Raw genomic sequence first — 24,152 nt, 5'->3', positions numbered from 1 at the left:
CGCAGAATGAAAAGGAGGTTACCCGGATGAATTATAATTACAGAACTCCGTATTTTGGACCAGGCAATAGAGGATTTTTCTTTGGAGGACCATTCCTTGGAGGACTTTTAGGAGGACTTGCAGGAGGACTTGCAGCAGGAGCACTTTTTTATCCCCGTCCATACTTTCCCCCATATCCTTTTTACCAGCCATATCCTTACAACCAGCCTTATTATGGATATGGAGGCGGATATCCATACTAATATTAATAAATGGCTAAACAGCTCTCTGTCGCAGAGAGCTGTTTATATGGCCATTCCATCGCCCAGACATCACTGCAACTATTTTATTAGTTATTTTAAATCCATCTTAATTGCAAAACCAAATGGCAACAGTCAACATTATCAAATTTGCCTTCGAATCGCATATAAAGGCCGTCGGGATTGAATTTCAAGACCGGCATTCTAATTACACCAGTTGAAAGAATCAAACTTTTTACCACTTCTGTTTTGGATTCTTGGGCAGCATTCATTAAATCGTGCGCGAATTGTTTAGAGACTGAAATTTTATCAATTATACGGAGTGCATCTCTCATAATGATCTTCATTTGTTTCGCAGAACCCATCAGCAAATTTGGGTTTACTGGAGGATATATTCGGTAAGGATATGGCCGGTCATAATTGGAGAGATATTGGACATATGGAAATACATATGGATAATAGTAAGAATTCGAATAGAAATTGTTTTTGTTGTAGTAGGGGTACATCATCATCATCATCCCCTTTTCATTTATTCTTGCCGTTGCACCTTAATCAATATATTCAACCGAACTTATCCACATTCAATCCTCCTTTGGAAAAATTTGTTCCAGTCGAAATGATTCAAATTTTATTTGAACATATTGGAATCAGAATCAATAATTTATAAAGGAAAATGGGAAGAGAACATCGAAATTATAGAAACCAATTTTTTATAGTTAGGCAGTTCCCGAAAAGGAGGAACACTGCATGGATCTTGATTTTATTTTAAATATCATTGAAGAAGGCAGATATATCGGGCTTTTTTTCTGGCTATGGCTAGGGATATTTGGAATGCCGGTCCCTAATGAAGTAATTATTATGACAGTCGGTTTCGCTGCTTCCATGAAAGTTTTTAATCCATTCTTAACTTTCACTGTTACATATGCAGGAATTTTGTTTGCGTTAACTACAATTTATTTATTAGGTCGTTTTTTAGGGAGGCCATTGCTTCGTTTTTTAGAAAAGTGGAAGACGTTTGCCCATTCCATTTCAGTTTCTTTGAATCTAATAGAAAAATATCATTCTTACTCTCTTTTATTCAGCTACTTTTTGCCAGGGGTTCGGAATTTTGTTCCATTTATATATGGCTCCAGCAGGCTGTCGTTTAAGGCATTTGCTTTTTTTGCTTATATTGGAGCTTTCATGTGGTTGTCAGTCGTTTTCACATTGGGATATTTATTTGGGGATCATATCGATGCAATTATGCATTATGGAAAAGAATTTCTAATCTTTGTTGGGATTTCTTTTACTATTTTCGTGATTGTAAAGATATATAAGAAAAGAAAGCAGAAAATGTACGAGCAGTCCTTTTAAAGAGATATTTTGATTGATGGCAATATTACTGAATCTGATAACTCTCACCAAAATTAGGAGGGAATTGAAGTGGAGATGAAAAATACTTTAATTCATGCATTAGGAATTCAGATTACCACGCTTGAAAAAGGCAAAGTAACAGCGACGATGCCCGTTGACGAACGGACAAAACAACCATTTGGATTACTTCATGGAGGAGCCTCTGTTGCTCTGGCGGAAACTGTTGCCAGTATTGGAGCATATGAACTTGTGGATAAGGAAACAGAGGCAGTTGCCGGACTTGAAATTAACGCCAATCATGTGCGCCCAAAAACAGATGGGTTCGTTACCGCACATGGACAGGTATTACATAGAGGCAAAACAACAATGGTTTGGGACATCAAAATTGTTGATGAACAGGAAAAACTTATTTGTATCTCGAGGTGTACAGTAGCAATAATCAAAAAAAATTAAGCAAAGGGGCTTCCAGCGCATCGGGAAGCCATATTTGCAGCGGAAATTGAGCGGATTTTGTAAAAGCTCCTAAAAGAATACAGATCAATCCAGGAACAAAGATTTAAAATAGTCTTTTTCTAATGTCTCAATATTTTTTAAGCTTCGCTGTGCCCAGGCAGATCCGTCCTCAAGCAGTTCTTCTTTCATTTTCTCTACTGCTGCTTTTAATGAATCTGTATAATCAGGTATTTCACCGACATATAGCTTGACCATTTGCTTTGGTACGTTTGTTTGTTCCCTGTATGCGAGGGCGCGTCGTTCGTGAAAAAAAACAACTTCTGCTTCTTTCGGTTGATGCAAGTCCCCTTGCATTGGATGTTTTAGGACCGCCAAAATTCTGACTAAAAAATGCTGGGGACGGATATCAGTTATTTCACCGATATATTTGCCCGTTTTATAGATGGCGGTAACTTTATCACCAATTTTTAGTTCGTTCATCAGTTTTCACTCCTTCCATATTTCTTAGTTTAACAAACAGTAATTTGTTAAAGAAAGGAGATTGTCTTTAAATTTTAGTGCAAATGTAATGAAATATGAGGCTGCGATTAGTTGATTATTTATTTATTGTTGTGCTATTATTGGCCGCATGTGGGGACTTAGTTCTAAAAGGGATTAAAAACCCCCTTGAAAATAAAACAGATGGTCCCAAACACAAGACAGCAATAAAACTGAAAAGAAAGAAGGGAATGGAAAAGTGGCTTATCCTCAGTTATCAAAAGAAGTTTTGGAAAATGAAAGATTAGTGGAAATGGAAACTTCCATGGGGGCAATTAAAATCAAGCTTTTTCCTGAATATGCCCCAAAAACTGTAGAAAACTTTATTACCCACAGCGAAAACGGCTATTATAACGGCTTAATCTTTCATCGTGTCATTAAAGATTTTATGATTCAGGGAGGGGATCCAAAAGGAAACGGAACCGGAGGAGAGAGTATTTATGGCCATCCTTTTGAAGATGAGTTCTCAGATCGGTTATTTAATATCCGCGGTGCATTATCAATGGCAAATGCAGGTCCGAATACGAACGGAAGCCAATTTTTTATTGTTCAGAACAGCTCAGTCGATCCGGGCCTGAAGAGCCAGATGGAACAAGCGGGCTATCCAAAGGAAATTATTGAAGCTTATGAAAATGGTGGAACACCATGGCTTGATTTTCGCCATACTGTTTTTGGACAGGTTATAGAAGGTATGGATGTTGTGGATAAAATCGCTAACACTCCAACGGGGCCTAATGACAAACCAAAAGAAGACGTAGTTATTGAAAAAATTACCGTTTTAAAATAATGAAAATTTGAGTTGCACGCCGGGAAAATGAATGTAGTCTGCTCTTTAACAGTTGGTGAAGTCAAAAAAAATTGTTATAATATGTTGATGAACCACTGCTAATATAGCAGAAAGGAAGAAACGATATGATTCAATGGTACGTTTTATCACTGTTTTTATATTTCCCGGAAGATAAGTCAGAGTATATACCGGCTGCAATTTCTTTTATGATCTTTTTTATTGCATGCATTATTACATTTCGCATCATCGTCATCCATTCCAGGAAGGAAGCAGAAAAGAGCAAAGAACTGGAAAAACGAATATTAGAACAGAATGATCAAAATGGAACAGCTAAATAAGCTGTTCTTTTTTTATCCTGCAAATGGCAGGTGGGAGTTTGTTTAAGCATTTATGAATATGGCAAAAATAGAGACAAATTGCCTTAATGGAGGAAAATTCGCATGAAAATAGGACGGATGATCATTCTAGTGTTCCTTTTGGTGGGATGTGCAGAGGAGAATCCTAAAAGTGTTGACGTTGAAATGTTCAACACCGTAGGCGATTCGCTTGGAAAAATAAAAATAACGGAACAGGCTTCAGGGGTTAAATTGAAGGTTAATCTTGATGGGCTTCCACCAGGTGAGCATGCAATGCACATTCATGAAACAGGCAAATGTGAGCCGCCAGATTTTAAATCCGCTGGCAATCATTTTAATCCTGATAATAAACAGCATGGCTTGCTGCATCCGAAAGGATCTCATGCCGGAGATCTTCCAAATTTGATTGTTGAAGATGACGGAAAGGTTAAGGCCGAAATCATGGCTCCGCAGATTACATTGCAAAATGGAAAAACTTCCTTGTTTACGAAGGAGGGAACTTCAATTGTCATACACGAAGGAAAAGATGATGGGATGACTCAGCCTGCTGGAGACTCAGGATCTAGGATTGCGTGTGGAAAAATTTCTATGGACAAAGGACAAACAGAACAGAAAAAAGCCCAAGACGACAAACAAGGTGAACAGTAAATTCGAATTACACAGAGAATCTTAATAAGTCTTGACGCAACATGTGCAAAAATAATGGTTGACATTTTTGAAACTTCATTATAGAGTTAAAATAATCAAATATTTTCTTTTAAAGGGGAGTAGCTGTACAATAAAGTCGTCATTTCGAGATTCATATCTCCGGCTTTATTGGCAACATGATACGTTGCTAGCAAGACCTTTACTGCGCGGTAAAGGTCTTTTTATATTTTTGAGGCCTTTACCGGATCTTGGTAAAGGCCTTTTTGCATCATGAAAAGGCATGAAGGGATTTTTGAAAAAATAATAGTTACAAAGGAGGATACTCTACATGGATTTATCGCTGTTAATGGAATACGGATGGGTTTTAGTTGTGCTTGTTGCTTTAGAAGGGCTTTTGGCAGCCGATAATGCATTGGTGCTGGCGATTATGGTAAAACATTTGCCAGAAGAGGAACGGAAAAAAGCGTTATTTTATGGGCTTGCCGGCGCGTTTGTTTTCCGGTTCACATCGCTATTTGCAATCTCGTTTCTTGTTGATGTATGGCAGGTTCAGGCAATCGGTGCGATTTATCTGTTATTTATGGCAATTAATCATATTTTCCGTAAAGTTTTAAAAGGAAAAACCAATCAGGAGGATCAGAAAGAGGTTAAAAAATCCTCTGGATTTTGGACGACTGTTTTTAAAGTGGAATTAGCAGACATTGCATTTGCGGTAGATTCCATATTAGCTGCAGTTGCACTTGCTGTAACTTTGCCAAACACTCCGATTCCACATATCGGAGGATTGGACGGAGGAAAGTTTCTTGTAATCTTTGCAGGTGGAATGATCGGTTTAGTTATTATAAGATTTGCGGCAAATATCTTTGTTGAATTGCTGCAAAAGCGTCCAGGTTTAGAAATTGCTGCGTTTCTCATTGTCGGATGGGTGGGCGTTAAGCTGGCTGTCTATACTTTATCCCATCCCGCACTTAGTGTGTTGCCTGAAAATTTTGCAAAATCACCTGAATGGAAAATTACTTTCTATGTCATTTTAATCCTGATTGCAGCTTGCGGATGGATCTTTTCTAAAGAAAAACCGTCCATTGAAAAAGAAACAAAGGCTTCATAACGAAAAACGAGGCTGTCTCATATGGGCCTGACTCCCTTAGTTTTGAGGGGTCTGGCCCTTTCCTTTTGAGTCAACCCCGACGGAAAAATTCAGCTGTTATACGCAAATACATGTATAAGCATAAAAAATCAATTTAGTTAAAAATAAATTCTTTAATATGTTGATGCACTTCTTCCGGTCGTTCCTCCGGCAAAAGGTGCCCTGCATTTTTTAGAACAACAAGCTTAGAATTCTTTAATTCGTTTGTCAGCCTTTTTCCTACAGTAAGAGGAACCACTTTATCATGCTCGCCCCAAATTAATAAGCATGGGGTTTCAATTTTCTTTAAGGCGGTTGAATGAAGGTCGCCTTCCCTGTCTCTGATCATCCTTGTTAATGCTTTGAAGATATCTTCCTCTAAGAACGGCTTCATGTAGCCGTACATCATTTCCTCATCAATTAATGAGTGATCATACACCACTTGCTGCAAGTTATACCTTACCCCTGACCTGATGAGCCATAGTTTTACATATAAATGAAAATAAGGAATGTAGCTTGATAAAATCAGCGGCAGTTTTGAACGCTTCAAATAAGCAGAGCTGCAAAGCAGAATTGCTTTTTGGGCTAAATCTGGACGGAGCGAGACAATTTTTAGGGAAATTTGCCCTCCCATGGAATGGCCGATCACAGTTACCTTGCTAATATCAAGTGATTCTAAAAGACTGATTACTGTTTGTGCAATATTTTTATAAGAATAGATAAAACTGTAAGATTTTCCGCTTTTTCCGAAAGGGGGAAGATCCACAGAGATTACATTGAAATCTTCGTTTAACAGCGGAATCAGTCTGCGAAAACTGAAAGTAGACGAAAGAAAACCGTGCAGCAATACGATTGTTTCTTTTGGTTGCTCATTGCGATAATATTCATAATAAACATCTATTCCATTAATGTTCCTGCTGTCTTTAAAAATGGATCTATTCATTCTAACCTTCACTCCTGCAAACTTCTTTTCATATAGAACTGTCCTTTATTTTTCCCTCAATTTTTAACTCCACTCATAGAAAATAAATAAAAGGTACTGCAATATAAAACTGAATTTTTGCTATAATGTAATTATTTCAACGAATAGATTGAGAGGGGTTTCCTATGAAATTAACTGAAAAAGAGCTGGAAGTTGTCGAGATCTTGGAAAAGAATGCGCGCATTTCGATTGAAGATCTATCAAAAATGGCGGGTCTTGACCCTGAAGAAACGAATAAGATTGTTGCAAAATTGGAAGAATTAAAAGTAATTGTCAGCTATCCAACTGTCATTGACTGGTCAAAAGTTGATGGGCATGAAGGGGTAACTGCCATGATCGATGTAAAGGTTACTCCAAAGCGAGGCGTTGGCTTCGACGAAGTTGCTGAGCGAATTTACCGGTTTAAAGAGGTAAAGTCTGTTTATTTAATGTCAGGAGCCTATGATCTTTCTGTTGTTATTGAAGGACGCTCAATGAATGAAGTGGCTCGTTTTGTATCGGAGAAGCTGTCAACTTTGGATTCAGTCATTTCTACAACCACACATTTTATCTTGAAAAAATATAAGCATGATGGAACGATTTTTGAACAAACAGATGATGATAAAAGAATCGTGGTGTCGCCATGATGGAACAAACGAAAACATATTTGTCAAAAACAGTTGATCAACTTAAGCCTTCTGGAATCCGCCGTTTTTTTGATCTGGCTGCCGGAATGGAAGGTGTCATCTCCCTCGGAGTAGGAGAACCGGATTTTGTCACTTCATGGTCGGTAAGGGAAGCGGCAATTCTTTCGCTTGAACAAGGTTACACATCTTATACAGCTAACGCGGGGCTCTTAGAGCTTCGTGAAGAAATTAGCCAATATATGTATAAATATTTTGGTGTTCAATATTCTCCAAAGACAGAAATTATTGTGACGGTCGGGGGGAGCCAGGCGTTAGACATCTCGTTAAGAGCGATTATTGACCCTGGAGATGAAGTAATTGTTGTCGAACCGAGCTTCGTCTCCTATGCACCGCTCGTTACCCTTGCCGGCGGAACCCCAATTCATGTTCAATCTTTAAAGGAGAACGACTTTAAGATCATGCCTTTCCAAATAGAGGCTGCAATCAGCGATAGAACGAAGGCAATTATGATTTGTTCACCGAATAACCCGACAGGTACAATGTTGTCGAAAAGCGATCTGGAGGAAATTGGCCGGATTGCGGAAAAATACGATCTTTTGATTATCTCGGACGAAATTTATGCTGAACTTTCGTATGATGAAGAATTTACCAGCATGGCAGCCATTCCAGAAATGAGAAAAAGGACACTGTTAATTTCAGGTTTTTCTAAAGGCTTTGCAATGACTGGATGGCGGCTTGGATTTGTGTGCGCTCCGGAAGAATTATCGGCTGCAATGCTGAAAATTCATCAATATACTATGATGTGTGCGCCAACGATGGCGCAATATGCAGCAATAGAAGCCTTAAGAAATGGCAGAAATGATGTAGAAGAAATGAAGAAAAGTTACCGTAGACGCCGCAATTATTTTGTTCAATCCCTAAATGAAATTGGTTTGGATTGCCATATCCCGGGAGGCGCTTTTTATGCCTTTCCATCTATTGAAAGTACTGGGTTGACTTCAGAACAGTTTGCGGAGCAATTATTAATAAAGGAAAAAGTAGCCGTTGTTCCTGGGAATGTGTTCGGTGAAAGCGGTGAAGGGCATGTGCGCTGTTCATATGCGTCTTCGATGGAACATCTTCAAGAGGCCATTAAGCGAATCAAAAGGTTTCTAAATAGTCTTTGATAAAGAAAATCGATAAAAAAAGACAACCGAATTCGGTTGTCAGCATAAAAAAGGGGGGAATACTAGAAAGCCTTATATAATAAGGATATCCATTCTTTCTCTTTTTTATTCATGGGTAAGAAAAATATTTCCCAAAAAGCGAGGCTCCTGCCTCGCTTTTTATTTAACTTTATGATTATCCAATTTTTGATAATAGGCGCCAAATGTGATATAATATTTTATTGCGTATAAGAGGGATGGGTAAACAACTAATTTTAGGAGTGTTTTTATGTTTGAGAAAATTGAAGTAGGAAGTATATTGACTGGTAAGGTTACCGGAATTCAACCATATGGTGCTTTTATTGCGTTGGATGAAAATACCCAGGGGTTAGTCCATATTTCAGAAATCACACACGGCTATGTGAAAGATGTGAACGAGCATTTGAAGGTCGGAGACGAAGTGAAAGTAAAAGTGCTTTCAGTTGATGAAGAAGCAGGAAAAATCGGACTATCGATCCGGGCAACAGATGAGGCTTCTGCCCCGGCAGCTGCAGCACGAAGAAAACCGCGCAAGCGCCAAGCAGCGATTCAACAGTATACTCAGAGTGACACTTCACAAGGATTTAATACACTAAAAGAAAAGCTTGAAGAGTGGATTGAACAATCCCAGCACGATGATTTAATAAAAGGGTAAGAAAGCAGGAATTTCCGGTTTTTCATTTAGAGGCTGATTCATAAGGGTCTGATTTCCTCCAACTATGACAATATATTGTCTATATGTTGTATCGGAGGAGTCTGGCCCTTTGCTTTTTATTCGGTGTCTTTTCTATAGGAATCATCTATCGAGGTGTCTTTCAGGGAATGGTTGTTTGAGCCAGTCCTCTTTTTTAATTAAACTTGTAAAAAAGGGGGAGTCTTTTATCACAGAAGTTTCTCCGTTAAAATGGAAATGTAATCGCTATTTTCGCAAGAATTGGAGGAAAGAAAGTGAAGACAAAAACGGAACTTTTAATTGAACAGACTGAAAAATATGGTGCTAATAATTACCATCCCCTCCCTATCGTCATTTCGAAAGCAGAAGGTGTCTGGGTGGAAGATCCTGAAGGCAATAAATATATGGATATGCTTAGTGCTTATTCAGCGGTGAATCAAGGGCATCGACATCCAAAAATCATTCAAGCGCTAAAAGACCAGGCTGACAAAGTAACACTTACATCCCGTGCTTTCCATAATGACCAGCTTGGCCCATGGTATGAAAAGGTTTGTAAATTAACAAATAAAGTAATGGCTCTTCCAATGAATACAGGTGCGGAAGCTGTAGAAACTGCAATTAAAGCTGCGCGCCGTTGGGCCTATGATGTAAAAGGGGTCGCTGATAATCAGGCGGAAATTATCGCATGTGCCGGAAACTTTCATGGGCGTACAATGACTGCTGTCTCATTGTCTTCTGAAGAAGAATACAAACGCGGCTTTGGTCCAATGCTTCCTGGAATTAAATTAATCCCTTACGGTGACATTGATGCATTGAAAAAAACGATTACACCGAATACAGCTGCGTTTTTAATTGAACCTATTCAAGGGGAAGCAGGGATCATTATTCCACCGGAAGGCTTTTTAAAACAAGCTTTTAAAGTTTGCAAAGAGAACAATGTGTTATTTATTGCTGACGAAATTCAAACCGGTCTTGGACGTACAGGAAAAATGTTTGCTTGTGAATGGGAAAATGTTGAGCCAGATATGTATATTCTCGGCAAAGCTTTAGGAGGAGGAGTATTTCCAATTTCTTGCGTGGTTGCCAACAAAGAGGTGCTCGGAGTATTTATTCCTGGTTCCCACGGATCAACATTCGGCGGAAATCCGATGGCTTGTGCTGTTTCAATAGCCTCGCTTAATGTTTTAGTGGATGAAAATCTTGCAGATCGTTCATTAAAACTTGGAAAGTATTTCATCGGCAAGCTGCAGGAAATTAAAAATCCTGTTATTAAAGAAATTCGCGGACGCGGCTTATTTATTGGAGTGGAGCTTCATGAATCCGCCCGCAAATATTGCGAGAAATTAAAAGATGAAGGATTGCTTTGCAAAGAAACTCATGACACGGTTATTCGTTTTGCGCCGCCGCTTGTTATTAGCGAAGAAGAGTTGGATTGGGCAATTGAACGGATCAAAAAAGTATTAAGTTAAAAGCATTTCGGTTTATAGTAAAATAAAAGAACCTTGCCTCTCTTGAGTAAGGTTCTTTTGCCCTTTTACCTTGTTGGTCTTGCTTCTGCAGCTTCATCTTCTCGTTCGTTAGGAACAAACAGGAGACCGAGATTAATTAGACCGGCAATTCCTACTAAACCGTAAATAATTCTTGATAGGGCAGCATCTTGTCCACCAAACATAGCTGCGATTAAATCAAATTGGAAAAAGCCGATTAACCCCCAGTTAATAGCTCCAATAATCGTAAGAACTAATGCAATTCGTTGAATGGCGCTCATATTAGAGTCCTCCTTTTGAAATAGATTCGTCTTTAGGTTGATACATCTTTTTCGAAAATATTCATTATAGAATATATAATTGAATTGCAACAATGTTTCATGAGTTTTCAAAAAGCAACATTCTTTTAGAAAAGAGCGTATAATTAGATTAAGGAGGTTGATCATTTATGGAGAATTTTACATATTGGAATCCTACAAAATTAATTTTTGGAAGCAACCAATTGGAGCAGCTAAAAACTGAAATTCCTCAATATGGAAAAAAAGTCCTTCTTGTATACGGTGGAGGCAGTATAAAGCGAAATGGCCTTTACGGCAGAGTTGTTAATTATTTAGAAGAAATCAATGCGGAAATTTTTGAACTATCAGGAGTTGAGCCAAACCCGCGAATTTCTACTGTCCGGAAAGGTGTAGAAATATGTAAGAAAGAAGGAATCGAATTTATCCTTGCAGTTGGCGGCGGAAGTGTCATTGACTGTACGAAAGCAATTGCTGCCGGAGTGAAATATGAAGGAGATCCATGGGATTTCGTAATTAAAAATGCCAAAGTGAAAGAAGCTCTTCCTTTCGGCACAGTTTTAACACTTGCAGCAACTGGATCGGAAATGAATTCCGGATCTGTTATCACTAATTGGGAATTAAACGAAAAACGTGCCTGGTCAAGCCCGGCAGTATTTCCGAAGTTCTCCATACTTGAGCCTGAAAATACATATACGGTTCCAAGAGATCAAACTGTATTTGGAATCGTGGACATAATGTCGCATGTATTTGAACACTATTTCCATCCAGAGGAGAATACTCCTTTTCAAGATCGCATGTGTGAATCTTTATTGATAACTGTGATGGAAGCTGCACCGAAATTGCTTGAAAATCTTGAAAGCTATGAACACAGGTCAACGATTCTTTATTGCGGTACAATGGCATTAAACGGAATGCTTTCAATGGGTTTCCGCGGGGATTGGGCAACACACAAAATTGAGCATGCTGTATCAGCTGTTTATGATATCCCTCATGGCGGCGGCTTAGCCATCCTTTTCCCTAACTGGATGAAACATAATTTGAAAGTAAAACCAGAGCGTTTTAAACAGCTCGCATTTCGTGTTTTCGGTGTGAATCCTGAAGGAAAAACAGACGAAGAAGTTGGACTCGAAGGTATTGAAAAATTACGGGAGTTCTGGAACAGCATTGGCGCCCCTGCACGGTTAGCGGATTATGGCATTGATGACAGCAAACTTGAAGAAATGGCTGATAAAGTAATGTTGGAAGGTGAAATTGGCAACTTCAAAAAATTAACTCGCGAAGATATTCTAGCTATTTATCGCGCATCTTTATAATCTTTTAAAGACCGTTATTTTTCCGGGGTATTCTCTTTTATGTTCTTGATAAACAAGAAAGCATTCGATAAAGTGAAGTTGTAAATAATTTATCGGAGGGTCAGATATGACGCACGTTCGCTTTGATTACTCGAAAGCCCTTGGGTTTTTTCGTGAACATGAACTTACATACTTAAGAGATATGGTAAAGGTAGCTCATCATTCTCTGCATGAAAAAACCGGAACAGGGAGTGATTTTTTAGGTTGGATTGATCTGCCGGTTGATTATGATAAAGAAGAGTTTGCCCGTATTCAAAAAGCGGCGGAAAAAATAAAAAGTGATTCAGATGTATTATTAGTGATCGGTATCGGCGGTTCGTACTTAGGTGCCAGAGCAGCAATTGAAATGCTGCAGCACAGCTTTTATAACGCCCTGCCGAAAGAAAAACGAAGCACCCCGCAAATTTTGTTTGTCGGAAATAATATTAGTTCCACTTATATGAAAGACATCATGGACCTGCTGGAAGGAAAGGATTTCTCCATCAATGTCATCTCCAAATCAGGTACGACTACGGAACCAGCGATTGCATTTCGGATTTTCCGTAAATTGCTTCAGGAAAAATATGGTGTGGAAGAGGCGCGCAAACGCATTTATGCAACCACAGATATAGCAAAAGGAGCTCTAAAAACTCTTGCCAATGAAGAAGGATATGAGTCTTTCGTTATTCCTGGCGACATAGGCGGACGCTACTCTGTGTTGACTGCTGTAGGTCTTCTTCCTATTGCAGTCAGTGGAGCCGATATTGAAGCGATGATGAAAGGGGCAGCCCAGGCACGAGTGGATTTCGGAAAATCAGAGCTTGAAGAAAACCTTGCTTATCAGTATGCTGCAGTAAGAAACATTCTTTACAATAAAGGCAAAACAATTGAAATGCTTATTAACTACGAACCTGCCCTTCAATATTTTGCAGAATGGTGGAAACAATTATTTGGCGAAAGCGAAGGGAAAGACCAAAAAGGCATTTTCCCGGCTTCAGCAAATTTCTCAACGGACCTTCACTCATTAGGCCAATATATCCAGGAAGGCCGGCGCGATTTATTTGAAACAATCCTAAAAGTTGAAAAGCCGCGCCATGAATTAACGATTGAAGAAGAAGCAACCGACCTTGATGGCTTGAATTACCTTGCCGGCAAAACCGTTGATTTCGTTAATAACAAGGCATTCGAAGGAACATTGCTTGCGCATACAGATGGAGGAGTGCCTAACCTTGTTGTTTCCATTCCGCAGTTGGATGAATATACATTCGGTTATTTAGTGTACTTCTTTGAAAAGGCATGTGCGATGAGCGGATACTTGCTTGGCGTTAATCCATTTGATCAGCCTGGAGTTGAAGCTTATAAAGCAAACATGTTTGCCTTGCTCGGAAAACCTGGCTTTGAAGAGAAAAAAGCGGAGCTTGAAAAACGCTTGAAATAACGATAATAGAGTGCTGACTTTTAGTGTCAGCACTTTTTTTATTAAAAAATTTTTTAAAGGAAAAACTAAAGAATATGTTAGGAAAGGTGGGAAAACAATGTATGAAATCTCTTCAAGGATAGAAGGAAAACATTTTGAACTGTACAAGCTTGAACAGTTATTAAAGCCTCTCGGATATTCGATTGGCGGCAACTGGGATTATGATCATGGTTCATTTGATTATAAAATTGATGATGAAGCAGGGTATCAATTTTTAAGGATTCCGTTTAGAGCGATTGATGGTCAGCTTGATTCCCATGGCTGCACTGTGATGGTAGGCAGGCCTTATCTGCTTTCTCATTTATACGAGAGCGGGCTGGATGATCATGCTATTGTTGGAAATACTTTTGCATCTTTTAACCAATTTTCGGAACCAGTCGATAAGGATGCTGGCTTTCCAGAAAAATATGTTAATATTGGAAAGTCGCTCGTGAATGAATTAGAATCTGTTTTATTATTTGATTAACGAATAATTTCCAGCAATTGATCATCTTTAGAAATAATAAACGGATGGGAGGGGTTTACAAAAGTTTCCTCTCCTCTTTTTATTCCAACGATCAAAATTCCTTCTGCCAATAATAATGAGGAAGCCTCTTTGAAGGATTTGCCGATTAAATTGTCGGCCGCTGCAGATAAAGTCAGTTTTCCTCCATCAAGCTGGCGCAGCAGTTCTATTATTGATGGAATTTTTCTCTTAGCTGTTATGCTATTCACCATCACAAAACTAGTCAGGACGTTCGATTGAATAATTTCGTCAGCTCCGGCACGCTTTGCATTGGCCATCTGTTCAGTTGTCAACACTTCAACAATACAATGAACAGAGGGACATAATCCTTTAATCGTCAAAAGGGTAAGAATTGAGAACATATCGGCATGCAATTCATCTTTATGTTGGTCAGACGTAATTAACACTTTTTCTGCTTTAAAAATGTTTGCTTTTATTAAAGTTTCATCCAGATTGGCTCTTCCTTTTACAAAATGAAGTTTGCTTGGCATTGGATTTGATTCAAGAGTTTCGTCAATTAAAATAATTTGTTTATTAGGTCCGCCGTTCGATAAATGATCGATAATTTCTCTTGAACGCTCGTTCCATCCGATGATAATTAAATGCCCCATTCCTTTGAATGCCACCTTTCCTTCAAAATATGCGTTTTGCCTTGTAACAGTTGCTGTAGCTAAATTCACAAAGAAAAATGACAAAAACCCTGCCCCTGTCAGGATTAAAAATATTCCGGCTATTCGTCCTGGAATTGTTTCGGGGGCAAAGTCACCGTATCCGACTGTTGATGTCGTGACAATTGCCCACCAGATTCCGTCAAAAATGGACGGAAATGTTGAGGGCTCAATTATATGGATCAGGGCGCCAAAAAAGATGATGGCCGATAATGCCAAGAAAAGGGTTCGTAATACAATTGGAAGTCGCAAGAAATTTGCATAAAAACGCCGGGACACACTTTTCACCTCAAAACAAGTATTCTTCGACCATTATTAACATATCTGTAATTTGAAATACGCTTATGATTGTTCCTTCCCATGATAAGTCTTGTGCCTTGACAGTTCGTTAAAAAAGGTAGTTACTTTTTTGTAACCATATAACACAAAAGTCAGTACTTGTGATAATGAAAAAAATGTCTCATAATCACAATATAGAAAATAATATGATAATTAGAATCCATATAGGGGGGATTGAGTTGAAAATTCGGGTTTCAGCCGTTCAATATCATTTGCATACAATAAATTCGTTTGATGAGTTCGCAAGACAATGCGAACATTATATAAAAACCGCTCAGGAATTTGATGCGGAATTTATTCTTTTTCCTGAATTCTTTACGACGCAGCTTTTATCGATCGGAAGCAAGGATGGAAGAGGGCTGCCAATTGACAAATTACCTGATTTCACGGAGCAATACCGAACTCTTTTTTCAAACTTCGCTAAAGAAACAAACACGCATATTATTGGCGGCACCCATGTCATTCGCAGAAATGACCGCCTCTATAATGTAGCTCATTTATTTTATCCGGACGGAAGAATAGAAGAACAGGCAAAGCTGCATATCACTCCAACGGAAGTTAATGAATGGAATATGGCGCCTGGTGAAGATTTCCGCATCTTTGACACAGAGAAGGGAAAAATTGCCCTCCTTACTTGTTATGATATTGAATTTCCGGAAATCGTCCGGATGGCAAAGGCAAAAGGAGCGGATATTATCTTTTGCCCATCTTGTACGGATGACCGCCATGGCTTCCACCGTGTGCGCTACACTAGCCATGCAAGAGCAATAGAAAATCAAGTGTATGTCGTTGTAACTGGAACAATCGGCTCCTTGCCGACTGTTGATTTTATGCGCGCGAATTTCGGACAGGCAGCTATTATTACACCGAATGATATTCCGTTCCCGCCAAAAGGAATTTTGGCAGAAGGTGAAATAAACGACGATATGATTATTACAGCTGATCTTGATTTAGATCTTCTGTACAAAGTGCGCGAGCGGGGATCTGTTACAACTTGGCGCGACCGCAGAACTGATCTTTACCCGGATTGGGAGGTGAACGAAGTTGAAGGATCGTAACATTATTTACCGCAGTGAAATATATGTTTATGATCAAGATCGCCCTTTGCCGGCTGTAGTTCGCAACTATACAGAGGAAGATTTTGATGACCTTATTCAAATTCAATCAGAATGCTTTCCTCCGCCGTTTCCATCAGAGTTATGGTGGAATAAGGAACAGTTGAAAAATCATGTCACCTTGTTCCCTGAGGGGGCATTGTGCATCGAAGTGAATGGCGAGTTAGCAGGGTCTCTCACAGGCCTAATAACTGATTTTGACCCTGAACATCCGAACCACACGTGGGAAGAAGTTACCGATAACGGCTATATCCGCAATCATAATCCAAATGGAAATACTTTGTACATTGTTGATATCAGTGTCCGGCCTAAATACAGAAAGCTCGGGCTTGGAAAAATAATGATGCAGTCAATGTACCATGTCGTGATTCAAAAAGGGCTTGACAGGCTGCTCGGCGGCGGACGGATGCCCGGCTATCACAAGAAAGCGGATGAAATGTCAGCTAGTGAGTATTTGCAAGCAGTTGTCAAGGGAGAATTAAAAGATCCTGTTATTACTTTCTTGCTGCGATGTGGCCGAATGCCGATCGGGGTTGTGGAAAATTATCTGGAAGACGAAGAATCATGCGGATATGCTGCATTAATGGAATGGAAAAATCCATTTAAATAAAAAATTTTGCATTGGAGGATGGCAAATGGAATATGTACGCATAACGAGCATTGAAGATCCGTTGTTTTCAAAACTTCATAATTTAATGAAAGAGGTATTTCCTCCTGAAGAAGTTTTAGAGTTCGATCTATGGAAAGAACCTTTAGAAGACCCGGATATCCGTGTGTTTGTAGCGGTTCATGAGGATGAGGTAGTAGGAGCGACGGAATACCGCTACTACAAAGACTGGAACATTGCGATGACTGATTTTACGATCATTGGAAAACCTGGCTTAAGCATTGGCCGCTTTCTTGCCCAAAATCGTTTAAAAGATTTGCAAAACCTTGCAAAAGAAAATGGAAATCAGTTATTTGGTATGTTTGCTGAAATCTATGACCCTTACCAAGTGGAAAACTATGAATTTGGCGGCGTAAAACCAATGGATCCATACGTTCGCCGCGAAGTGCTTTCACACCTTGGCTATAAGCGACTTGATCTTTCGTATGTGCATCCTTCATGGGAGAATAACGGAGAGGCTGTTTCGGGGCTGGATCTTTGCTTTATGCCGATGGACGAAAGCGTTACGGAACTTCCAGCTAGTCTTGTTGCAGATTTCCTTACAACTTATTATTCTGTGCTTTCCGCAAAACCACAGGAATGGGTAAAAATGATAGAAGATATTCGCTCACGTGAAACAATTGCTTTATTGCCTTTGTAATAGAATGTAAGAGATGGATTTCCTTTTTAATTATGATTAAACAAAAGTGCCTGACGCATTGTGGTCAGGCCTTTTTAAATTATCTAAGAACCGCCTTTTATTTTGGACTGCAATGATTGTGTTGGCGGAATCAATATTGATGATGGTATCCATAATGATGTCCGTAATGGGGATGATGGTGTCCATGATGGTATCCGTGATAGGGATGATGGTATCCATGATAATATCCGTAATGGGGATATCCATGATACCATGGTTGGTGCAATTGTCCATATGGATAGTATTGGTAGCCAGGGTAGTGATATTGCGGCATTTCCTCACCTCTTTCTGTTAGTCAATACACTATATGAAATAAAGATTAACTTGGAGTTTGTCAGTTTAAAAAAATTGGAAACATTTAAACACAAGAGTATTTAAGTTTCTATGTTAGTAGAACGATTTAAAAATTGAACTACTCACCGCTTAACACCCTGACGGGTTGTTTGAAGCGGGAGATTCCTACGAACACCGAAGTAACCTTCGGTTATCTTAGTAGGCTAGCCCCGCAGTCCCTGCGGTTAAAAGTCTTATAGCTTCATTTTTAAGATTGATACTTGCGTTAATATCTCGATTATGATGGGTTCCGCAAGAAGGACAGTCCCATTCACGCAATCCAAGATTTTTAACGTCTTTGTTTTGATAGCCGCAAAAAGAACAAAGCTGACTGGAAGGAAAGTTTTTGCAACGGTCACAACTTGTTTGCCGTACCATTTTGCTTTGTACTCAATCATGGTCTTGAATTGCGACCATGATGCTTCACTAATTGCTTTGGCAAGAGAACGACTCTTTAGCATATTAGCTATAGACAAATCTTCCATTCCGATAATGTCGTGGTTTTTGACAATATCGGTTGAAACCTTGTCTAAAAAATCCTTTCTTGCATCGGCTATTTTTTCGTGTATACGGGCGACTTTCTTTTTAGCTTTGTCCCAATTTGCACCGCCAACGGTTCGTCTACATCTGTTTTTTCCTCCTGAAAATTTATTTGTTGTATTACTAAACTATGCTTTATTAATATTGATGTTTGATCATTACTCAGTTCCTTCACGTCTCCAGCTATCATCCTGTAAGTATTCCTTGCCGTTTGGCAGGGTTTTAACTTGTCGAAAAATTAATAAGCTGAAAGAGAACCTATAGGCTCTTTAAAGATGATGTTTATTAATTATTTATTCAGTTTGCAAATCAAGGAAAGGGGATTCAAATTTTTACTTTGCAGGAACTTAATAGATGCCTGTACAAGAACATACATACTACAATGATGAGTAAAATGAATAAGACGAATAAGATAACAATTAATGCAAAATTGACGCCATAGTTAGGAGCTGCAGGCGCTGCATAACCATAACCGCAAGAACCAAAGCACATACTACTTTACCTCCTTCCTATTGAGTATTGGAGAATGGCTAAATATGTGATTCCTACCTTTAAGGTATGTTTTTAAGAAAGGGTGGACTGGCCAAACTTCTCAACTGACAGGAAAATTCCACATTTATCTAATAGATACTATTTAATTGCATTACTAATGATTCCAATTCATGTAAAATGGTATAATCTTTTATCAGGGGTGCCTCGTGACCTGCTGACTAAGCCATACACATAAAGCAATTAATTCTTGTGCTTGATATTTACTTGTACGTTGAACAAAACCAACTTCTTTAGCTAATTCTTGAAGAGAAGATGAAGATAAGGAGCTTCGAAGTTCCTGGGAAAAGAGATTCATTTCGTCTGAAATGAAAATTCATAAAAAACGTCATCCTTCCTGTATATTTCTACAAAAAGAATAGCGTTTTTTGGGTTATGGGGATACAAATTCACCTTAGCTTGGACGATGTTGAGGTACACCATATATTACTTTCACCTCTTTTTTTATCAACCAAAGATATTCACCCAAGAAAGTAGATGGGTAAATGCATATTCTTTATTGAAGAAGAAAATGAAAATGGAGGTTTCTTAATGAATTCAGAAATGCATTTTTTACCCAATGAATACTCTCAGGAAAATCAAGTAGGCAATCCAGATGAAAGAATTTTTGGCAGACCATTTGGTTTTGGCAGACCATTTGGTTTTGGCGGACCATTTGGTTTTGGCAGACCATTTGGTTTTGGCAGACCATTTGGTTTTGGCAGACCATTTGGTTTTGGCGGACCATTTGGTTTTGGCAGACCATTTGGTTTTGGCGGACCGTTTGGTTTTGGCAGACCATTTGGTTTTGGCGGACCGTTTGGTGGATTTGGATTCGGTGGGCCTTTCTTTGGTGGATTAACAGGTGGTTTATTAGCTGGTACGTTACTTTCGCCATATGGATACGGAGGATATGGGGGATATGGATATGGATTCCCATATGGATACGGAGGATATGGGGGATATGGATTCCCATATGGATATGGAGGTTACGGATACTGAGGTTGGAGTTAATCTTTCATGATTTAAATGCTCTGCAAATGATAAGCAGAGCTTTTTCCAATGGTATATCACCATAAGTACTGCTTTTATCTTATGTAGGATAACCTCTAAAGATTAGACGTCTATCCTAAGCCCTTTTATAAAAATTTTTATAAGAAGGTGTACCGCCACATAGCCATCAAGTTAAAATTTCATGATGCTCCCCAGAACGAAAATTTTGTATCTTTTATTGTAATGAAGCTCATTTTTTATTGTTTTGGGGGTAGTCTGTTCCGTTAGCTTGCTGGCGATATCATAAATAGAAAAGCCCTTCTCACTTGAGAGGGACTTCTTTCGGTATTTCTTTTGCGATTGGTAATTCAAAATGTGGCAAACATTACTTTGCGAATGTTTCTGTACTTTCTTGATAGTCGTTCCGAATGTTTCATGAATTAGTAACCCCTTTTTTGAAAATTTTTTAATTTTTTTGCAAAAAAATAACCCTTCCATACGGAAAGGGTTTTGCCAAAAAATATAAATAGGGGGTCCCTAATATATACCATATTATGTTTATATATAGCAACGTATCACCAAATATCTATGTCTGGGATAGGTGCTTCATCTATTGCCCGCACTTCTTCCGTAATATCCTTCTCACTGTTCAGAAAAACCTTCTCAATACGAGTTGGTCTGTATCCTGTCTCCCTCTTGATCTTCCGGATCCATTCATGGGCAATGCTAGGAATGTTCTCTACTTTCTTGACTGTGAAGGATCCAGACTGCATTAATTTATTGCCTTTCAATAAAAAAATGTCCAATTTCCTTAACCGCTTGAAAGGGTGGTTTTGTTTCGTATTATCATTTTCTTCCATTTCCTTACGATCGACAATAATAAGAAAACGATCTGTCTTATTACCATTTTAAATTCTTGGTTCGTCCATTTTCTTAAAATTCCATAGTTAAATCAACACCTGTCCATACCTTTTTATTCTTTTTTCATATCTTATAATACGAGGGATAGAAGTCTCTCTATGAAACTCAGCTGCATGTATCCGCCGCCCATGCAGCAGTTTCACCTCCTTATTGGTAGAAGCGTATGCGAAATGCATACGCTTCTATTTTGTGCGCCCGGCATGGGTGTAATCTATAGGGTGCAAGTCCCGAGCTGTGAAGGCAGAAGTAGCAGTTAGCATAACGCAAGGGTGTCCGTGGTAACGCGGAATCTGAAGGAAGCGGACGGCAAACTTCCGGTCTGAGGAATACGAACTTCATATAAGGCTAGGTATCACTGGGTGAGTTTGCAAAACAAAACAAAGCCCTTTCTGCCGAAGGTGATACAGAGTAAATGAAGCAGATAGATGGAAGGAAAGATTACACTCTTACCCGGGGAGATCTGACTGGCACGCCAAGTAATCTTGGTAACCTATCTAGCGATAGATAGCTGAGCAGTCAGAAGTCAGCAGAGGTCATAGTACTCTTTCGAGCTCGAGATGAAAGAGGAAGGACCGAACAATTAAGGAGAACGAAACACTACGCGTTCATCTTCTGTGTTGAAGCAGACAATCCGGCAGGACTTACTTGAAGGAGGAAGTGGTGAATCCCACGGGGGACTTCAAGAGGGTGGAGCAGAAGATGGCACAAATAGAGGGATTCGTTCACGTGGAGAGGATATCTATGTTGATGGAACTGATTTTGTCACGGGAAAATCTCCTAACGGCATTAAAACGAGTTGAACAGAATAAAGGAAGTCACGGAGTAGATGGCATGCCCGCAAAAGACCTACGGAGACACCTCTATGAAAACTGGGACTCCATTCGACAGTCGTTAAGAGAGGGAACCTACAAACCCTTACCCGTTCGTCGAGTCGAAATCCCGAAACCGAACGGCGGAGTAAGACTTCTAGGTATCCCCACCGTGACTGATCGTTTCATTCAACAAGCGATCGCCCAAGTGTTAACGAGAATCTTCGATCCGACCTTCTCTGAACATAGCTACGGCTTTCGCCCAAGCCGCAGAGGACATGACGCGGTCAGGAAAGCAAAGGGCTATATCAAAGAAGGATATCGCTGGGTGGTCGATATAGACTTAGAGAAATTCTTTGACAAGGTGAACCACGACAAACTGATGGGGATCTTGGCGAAAACGATCGAAGATCGGATTTTACTTAAGTTAATCCGCCGGTATCTTCAATCAGGCGTGATGATAAATGGAGTGGTAATGGAAACAGACATGGGAACGCCACAAGGTGGACCGCTTAGTCCACTATTATCAAACATCATGCTTCACGAGTTGGACAAGGAACTTGAGAAACGTGGACATAAATTTGTACGGTACGCGGATGACTGTAATATCTACGTGAAAACAAAGAAAGCAGGAATTCGTGTCATGAACTCCATTACTAACTTTATCGAGAAGGAATTAAAGCTCAAGGTAAATAAAGAGAAATCGGCGGTAGACCGTCCTTGGAAACGGAAGTTTCTCGGTTTTAGCTTTACACCAAACAAAACACCCAAGATACGGATGGCGAAAGAAAGTGTGAAACGATTCAAGAACAAGATCCGTGAAATCACATCCAGATCCAAACCGTATCGAATGGAGGAAAGAATTGAGAAACTGAACATGTACCTAATGGGATGGTGTGGATATTTTGCCTTGGCAGATACACCAAGCAAGTTCAAAGAATTTGATGAATGGATAAGACGAAGACTTCGAATGTGTTTATGGAAAGAGTGGAAAACGCCGAAAACAAGAATTCGGAAACTTAGAGCATTAGGTGTTCCAAGTCATAAAGCAATCGAGTGGGGCAATACACGCAAGAAATACTGGCGGATTGCCTGCAGTCCCATTCTACACAAAACCCTCGATAACTCCTACTGGAGTCAACAAGGGTTAAGAAGTCTATTCGAGAGATATCATTTTCTACGTCATACTTAATTGAACCGCCGTATACCGAACGGTACGTACGGTGGTGTGAGAGGTCGGGGGTTAGTCACCCCCTCCTACTCGATTAATTGTATTGCTAATTATTTCAAAAAAAATCTAGTTAGAAACGAGTTTTGATTTTTAAACAAGATTTTTTTACGTAAATCAGTGATTTAATGCGATTATTTAAAGCAAATGTGGATTTTGTTATTCTTTTGACCCATGTCCAATCGAATTTCTTTTTTGAAACATATTTTATAGTGAGGTTGATGATAAAGTCTTCCTTAATCATCACAATAGGAGGTGAAATGTTATGTGTTGGGGATCTTACGGTGCTGGCTACGGTGGTTATGGTTACGACGGTGCGGGTTACGGTGGTATCGGCAGTAATTTTGCGTTAATCGTCGTATTGTTTATTCTATTAATTATTGTTGGTTCCACAATGTTCTTTGGTTAAGAAGTTCGAAGAAGTAAAAACTGATTATTCAAAGTAATAGGAGGTGTTAAAACATGAGTGATGGAATTGGACGTGCTTTTGCGTTAGTTGTTGTATTGTTTGTTTTACTCATCATTGTAGGATGTTCTTGTACGGGTATCTATTAAATTGTACAGGGCAGGTTGAGTTAATCTGCCCTTTTGTCATATTGACTTCTGAAATGAAAGGAGGATGAATTAAATGCCATTTTTTGGATTCGATCGAAGAGACTTGTTTTTTCGTGACGACTTTAGAAGAAGATTTGAATTTGAAGACGACTTTAGAAGAAGACGGTTTTTCCCCTTTAGAAGAAGACGGTTTTTCCCCTTTGAAATATTCGAAATAGAGAGAAGAAGAAGACGCAGATTCTAATTAAGCAAATAATTTAAACAGTGTTTCCATAGGCCTACGGGCCTTTTTTTAAAGAGAAAGATCATCTGTTGTGAAATAAAAAAATACACAGGATTCAAGTGAATATACAAGCAAATGTTCGTAAATCTGCTGGATGTAGAATGCATGTTCTTGAATAATGATTGTAAAGGAGGTCCGATCGATGAACGGTTTATTAAGAAGGTCTACAGAAACCGGAGAAATATTGGAAATGATTTATCTGTCAGATAAAAACCAATTGAGCCAACGAAACATCAAAGTAGTTGATATTTCATCAAACACCTTTCGAGCCTATTGCTTTACACCTTCGAATCAGTACAAACAACTATGGATGTATAAAAAAGCCGGACCTAGCCGTTTTTGAAGAAACGCCGTATTCTATATGAACATATTTGGTTTCTAGCCATGTATCCAGCATACCATCAATAGTCATATGGATTAATGAATTAATG

At 39.1% G+C, this 24,152-nt stretch carries 31 protein-coding genes and 3 pseudogenes; 23 read left to right on the top strand and 11 right to left on the bottom strand.

Features of this window, described 5'->3' with window-relative positions:
* The first annotated feature begins 26 nt into the window (after positions 1–26).
* Positions 27–242 (top strand): hypothetical protein, encoded by a 216-nt coding sequence (locus BMMGA3_RS13650; protein WP_003349570.1) that lies wholly within the window; start codon positions 27–29, stop codon positions 240–242.
* Positions 243–337: 95 nt separating this feature from the next.
* Here BMMGA3_RS13650 and BMMGA3_RS13645 read toward each other — a convergent pair whose 3' ends face one another.
* Positions 338–751 (bottom strand): YuzC family spore coat inner layer protein, encoded by a 414-nt coding sequence (locus BMMGA3_RS13645; RefSeq protein ID WP_237712886.1) that lies wholly within the window; start codon positions 749–751, stop codon positions 338–340.
* A 235-nt stretch (positions 752–986) separates the two neighbouring features.
* Between BMMGA3_RS13645 and BMMGA3_RS13640 the strand changes: the two genes are divergently transcribed.
* Positions 987–1,592, top strand: a complete 606-nt coding sequence (locus tag BMMGA3_RS13640; RefSeq protein WP_003349573.1) for a DedA family protein — start codon at positions 987–989, stop codon at positions 1,590–1,592.
* Positions 1,593–1,667: 75 nt separating this feature from the next.
* Positions 1,668–2,045, top strand: a complete 378-nt coding sequence (locus BMMGA3_RS13635) for a hotdog fold thioesterase (protein WP_003349575.1) — start codon at positions 1,668–1,670, stop codon at positions 2,043–2,045.
* Between the two features lie 4 nt (positions 2,046–2,049).
* Here the strand turns inward: BMMGA3_RS13635 and BMMGA3_RS18830 are convergent.
* A pseudogene (locus tag BMMGA3_RS18830) lies at positions 2,050–2,148 on the bottom strand (proton-conducting transporter membrane subunit); the annotation flags it as partial.
* On the bottom strand, positions 2,130–2,525 hold the full coding sequence (locus BMMGA3_RS13630; RefSeq protein WP_003349577.1) for a kinase-associated lipoprotein KapB: 396 nt from the start codon (positions 2,523–2,525) through the stop codon (positions 2,130–2,132). The gene BMMGA3_RS13630 and the pseudogene BMMGA3_RS18830, both read right to left, overlap by 19 nt.
* 256 nt (positions 2,526–2,781) lie before the next feature.
* Here BMMGA3_RS13630 and BMMGA3_RS13620 point away from each other — a divergent pair, with 256 nt between their 5' ends.
* The 4 genes from BMMGA3_RS13620 (at position 2,782) to BMMGA3_RS13605 (ending at position 5,481) form a co-directional block, all read left to right on the top strand.
* Complete coding sequence (locus BMMGA3_RS13620; protein WP_003349579.1) at positions 2,782–3,369, top strand: peptidylprolyl isomerase; 588 nt, start codon at positions 2,782–2,784, stop codon at positions 3,367–3,369.
* Positions 3,370–3,494: 125 nt separating this feature from the next.
* Entirely contained in the window at positions 3,495–3,707 is a 213-nt protein-coding gene (locus tag BMMGA3_RS13615; protein WP_003349581.1) for a hypothetical protein, read from the top strand.
* A 102-nt stretch (positions 3,708–3,809) separates the two neighbouring features.
* Complete coding sequence (locus BMMGA3_RS13610; protein ID WP_003349582.1) at positions 3,810–4,373, top strand: superoxide dismutase family protein; 564 nt, start codon at positions 3,810–3,812, stop codon at positions 4,371–4,373.
* Positions 4,374–4,701: 328 nt separating this feature from the next.
* Positions 4,702–5,481 carry a TerC family protein gene (locus BMMGA3_RS13605; RefSeq protein ID WP_003349583.1) on the top strand — a complete coding sequence of 260 codons (780 nt, stop codon included), beginning with the start codon at positions 4,702–4,704 and terminating at the stop codon, positions 5,479–5,481.
* A 133-nt stretch (positions 5,482–5,614) separates the two neighbouring features.
* On the opposite strand, the gene BMMGA3_RS13600 is transcribed toward BMMGA3_RS13605, so the two are convergent.
* Positions 5,615–6,442, bottom strand: coding sequence for an alpha/beta fold hydrolase (locus tag BMMGA3_RS13600; RefSeq protein WP_003349584.1), 828 nt, complete (start codon positions 6,440–6,442; stop codon positions 5,615–5,617).
* A gap of 164 nt (positions 6,443–6,606) precedes the next feature.
* Between BMMGA3_RS13600 and BMMGA3_RS13595 the strand changes: the two genes are divergently transcribed.
* The 4 genes from BMMGA3_RS13595 (at position 6,607) to BMMGA3_RS13580 (ending at position 10,433) form a co-directional block, all read left to right on the top strand.
* Positions 6,607–7,107, top strand: coding sequence for an Lrp/AsnC family transcriptional regulator (locus BMMGA3_RS13595; protein ID WP_003349585.1), 501 nt, complete (start codon positions 6,607–6,609; stop codon positions 7,105–7,107).
* Positions 7,107–8,273: an aminotransferase gene (locus tag BMMGA3_RS13590; RefSeq protein WP_003349586.1), complete on the top strand. Its 1,167-nt coding sequence runs from the start codon at positions 7,107–7,109 to the stop codon at positions 8,271–8,273. Before BMMGA3_RS13595 ends, BMMGA3_RS13590 begins: the two co-directional genes overlap by 1 nt.
* Positions 8,274–8,541: 268 nt before the next feature.
* Positions 8,542–8,946: a S1 domain-containing post-transcriptional regulator GSP13 gene (yugI, locus tag BMMGA3_RS13585; protein ID WP_003349587.1), complete on the top strand. Its 405-nt coding sequence runs from the start codon at positions 8,542–8,544 to the stop codon at positions 8,944–8,946.
* A gap of 293 nt (positions 8,947–9,239) precedes the next feature.
* On the top strand, positions 9,240–10,433 hold the full coding sequence (locus tag BMMGA3_RS13580) for an ornithine--oxo-acid transaminase (protein ID WP_003349589.1): 1,194 nt from the start codon (positions 9,240–9,242) through the stop codon (positions 10,431–10,433).
* Positions 10,434–10,498: 65 nt separating this feature from the next.
* On the opposite strand, the gene BMMGA3_RS13575 is transcribed toward BMMGA3_RS13580, so the two are convergent.
* Positions 10,499–10,732, bottom strand: a complete 234-nt coding sequence (locus tag BMMGA3_RS13575) for a DUF378 domain-containing protein (RefSeq protein WP_003349590.1) — start codon at positions 10,730–10,732, stop codon at positions 10,499–10,501.
* Between the two features lie 167 nt (positions 10,733–10,899).
* Here BMMGA3_RS13575 and BMMGA3_RS13570 point away from each other — a divergent pair, with 167 nt between their 5' ends.
* From BMMGA3_RS13570 to BMMGA3_RS13560, 3 genes are all read left to right on the top strand, one after another.
* Positions 10,900–12,063 (top strand): iron-containing alcohol dehydrogenase, encoded by a 1,164-nt coding sequence (locus BMMGA3_RS13570; RefSeq protein ID WP_038502288.1) that lies wholly within the window; start codon positions 10,900–10,902, stop codon positions 12,061–12,063.
* Positions 12,064–12,169: 106 nt separating this feature from the next.
* The gene (locus tag BMMGA3_RS13565) at positions 12,170–13,519 is read left to right on the top strand and encodes a glucose-6-phosphate isomerase (protein WP_003349594.1); all 1,350 of its coding nucleotides are present in this window, start codon (positions 12,170–12,172) and stop codon (positions 13,517–13,519) included.
* A gap of 97 nt (positions 13,520–13,616) precedes the next feature.
* Positions 13,617–14,024: a YugN-like family protein gene (locus tag BMMGA3_RS13560; protein WP_003349595.1), complete on the top strand. Its 408-nt coding sequence runs from the start codon at positions 13,617–13,619 to the stop codon at positions 14,022–14,024.
* On the opposite strand, the gene BMMGA3_RS13555 is transcribed toward BMMGA3_RS13560, so the two are convergent.
* Entirely contained in the window at positions 14,021–15,010 is a 990-nt protein-coding gene (locus tag BMMGA3_RS13555) for a potassium channel family protein (protein WP_003349596.1), read from the bottom strand. The two genes, BMMGA3_RS13560 and BMMGA3_RS13555, sit on opposite strands and share 4 nt — an antisense overlap.
* 239 nt (positions 15,011–15,249) lie before the next feature.
* Between BMMGA3_RS13555 and BMMGA3_RS13550 the strand changes: the two genes are divergently transcribed.
* From BMMGA3_RS13550 to BMMGA3_RS13540, 3 genes are read left to right on the top strand one after another with little or no spacing between them, the layout of a single operon-like run.
* Positions 15,250–16,128, top strand: a complete 879-nt coding sequence (locus tag BMMGA3_RS13550) for a carbon-nitrogen hydrolase family protein (protein ID WP_003349597.1) — start codon at positions 15,250–15,252, stop codon at positions 16,126–16,128.
* The gene (locus BMMGA3_RS13545) at positions 16,115–16,795 is read left to right on the top strand and encodes a GNAT family N-acetyltransferase (protein ID WP_003349598.1); all 681 of its coding nucleotides are present in this window, start codon (positions 16,115–16,117) and stop codon (positions 16,793–16,795) included. The genes BMMGA3_RS13550 and BMMGA3_RS13545 overlap by 14 nt, the downstream gene beginning before the upstream one ends.
* 25 nt (positions 16,796–16,820) lie before the next feature.
* Complete coding sequence (locus tag BMMGA3_RS13540) at positions 16,821–17,492, top strand: hypothetical protein (RefSeq protein ID WP_003349599.1); 672 nt, start codon at positions 16,821–16,823, stop codon at positions 17,490–17,492.
* A 130-nt stretch (positions 17,493–17,622) separates the two neighbouring features.
* On the opposite strand, the gene BMMGA3_RS17580 is transcribed toward BMMGA3_RS13540, so the two are convergent.
* From BMMGA3_RS17580 to BMMGA3_RS18475, 4 genes and pseudogenes are all read right to left on the bottom strand, one after another.
* A complete protein-coding gene (locus BMMGA3_RS17580; protein WP_081485710.1) occupies positions 17,623–17,805 on the bottom strand; it encodes a hypothetical protein in 183 nt (60 codons plus the stop codon).
* A 215-nt stretch (positions 17,806–18,020) separates the two neighbouring features.
* A pseudogene (locus BMMGA3_RS13530) lies at positions 18,021–18,457 on the bottom strand (RNA-guided endonuclease TnpB family protein); the annotation flags it as partial.
* Between the two features lie 271 nt (positions 18,458–18,728).
* The gene (locus tag BMMGA3_RS17575; RefSeq protein WP_003349605.1) at positions 18,729–18,896 is read right to left on the bottom strand and encodes a hypothetical protein; all 168 of its coding nucleotides are present in this window, start codon (positions 18,894–18,896) and stop codon (positions 18,729–18,731) included.
* A 208-nt stretch (positions 18,897–19,104) separates the two neighbouring features.
* Positions 19,105–19,251, bottom strand: a pseudogene (locus BMMGA3_RS18475) (IS4 family transposase); the annotation flags it as partial.
* A gap of 233 nt (positions 19,252–19,484) precedes the next feature.
* On the opposite strand from BMMGA3_RS18475, the gene BMMGA3_RS13525 reads away from it, so the two are divergent.
* A complete protein-coding gene (locus BMMGA3_RS13525; protein WP_003349607.1) occupies positions 19,485–19,934 on the top strand; it encodes a hypothetical protein in 450 nt (149 codons plus the stop codon).
* Positions 19,935–20,500: 566 nt separating this feature from the next.
* On the opposite strand, the gene BMMGA3_RS13520 is transcribed toward BMMGA3_RS13525, so the two are convergent.
* On the bottom strand, positions 20,501–20,731 hold the full coding sequence (locus BMMGA3_RS13520) for a hypothetical protein (protein ID WP_003349608.1): 231 nt from the start codon (positions 20,729–20,731) through the stop codon (positions 20,501–20,503).
* Between the two features lie 729 nt (positions 20,732–21,460).
* Here BMMGA3_RS13520 and BMMGA3_RS17565 point away from each other — a divergent pair.
* The 5 genes from BMMGA3_RS17565 to BMMGA3_RS13510 all read left to right on the top strand — a co-directional run bounded on the left by BMMGA3_RS17565 (position 21,461) and on the right by BMMGA3_RS13510 (position 24,064).
* Positions 21,461–21,646 carry a hypothetical protein gene (locus BMMGA3_RS17565; RefSeq protein ID WP_003347276.1) on the top strand — a complete coding sequence of 62 codons (186 nt, stop codon included), beginning with the start codon at positions 21,461–21,463 and terminating at the stop codon, positions 21,644–21,646.
* A complete protein-coding gene (ltrA, locus tag BMMGA3_RS13515) occupies positions 21,588–22,847 on the top strand; it encodes a group II intron reverse transcriptase/maturase (RefSeq protein ID WP_003347278.1) in 1,260 nt (419 codons plus the stop codon). The genes BMMGA3_RS17565 and ltrA overlap by 59 nt, the downstream gene beginning before the upstream one ends.
* Before the next feature lie 367 nt (positions 22,848–23,214).
* Entirely contained in the window at positions 23,215–23,292 is a 78-nt protein-coding gene (locus tag BMMGA3_RS18825; RefSeq protein WP_412151053.1) for a YjcZ family sporulation protein, read from the top strand.
* Positions 23,293–23,345: 53 nt separating this feature from the next.
* Positions 23,346–23,438, top strand: coding sequence for a YjcZ family sporulation protein (locus tag BMMGA3_RS17555; protein WP_003349796.1), 93 nt, complete (start codon positions 23,346–23,348; stop codon positions 23,436–23,438).
* A gap of 425 nt (positions 23,439–23,863) precedes the next feature.
* Positions 23,864–24,064, top strand: coding sequence for a hypothetical protein (locus tag BMMGA3_RS13510; RefSeq protein ID WP_003349794.1), 201 nt, complete (start codon positions 23,864–23,866; stop codon positions 24,062–24,064).
* Positions 24,065–24,152: the final 88 nt, after the last annotated feature.

Origin of the sequence: Bacillus methanolicus MGA3, assembly GCF_000724485.1 — a bacterium.
GTDB lineage: Bacteria > Bacillota > Bacilli > Bacillales > Cytobacillaceae > Bacillus_Z > Bacillus_Z methanolicus_A.
This window is presented reverse-complemented; position numbering and strand designations above follow the sequence as displayed.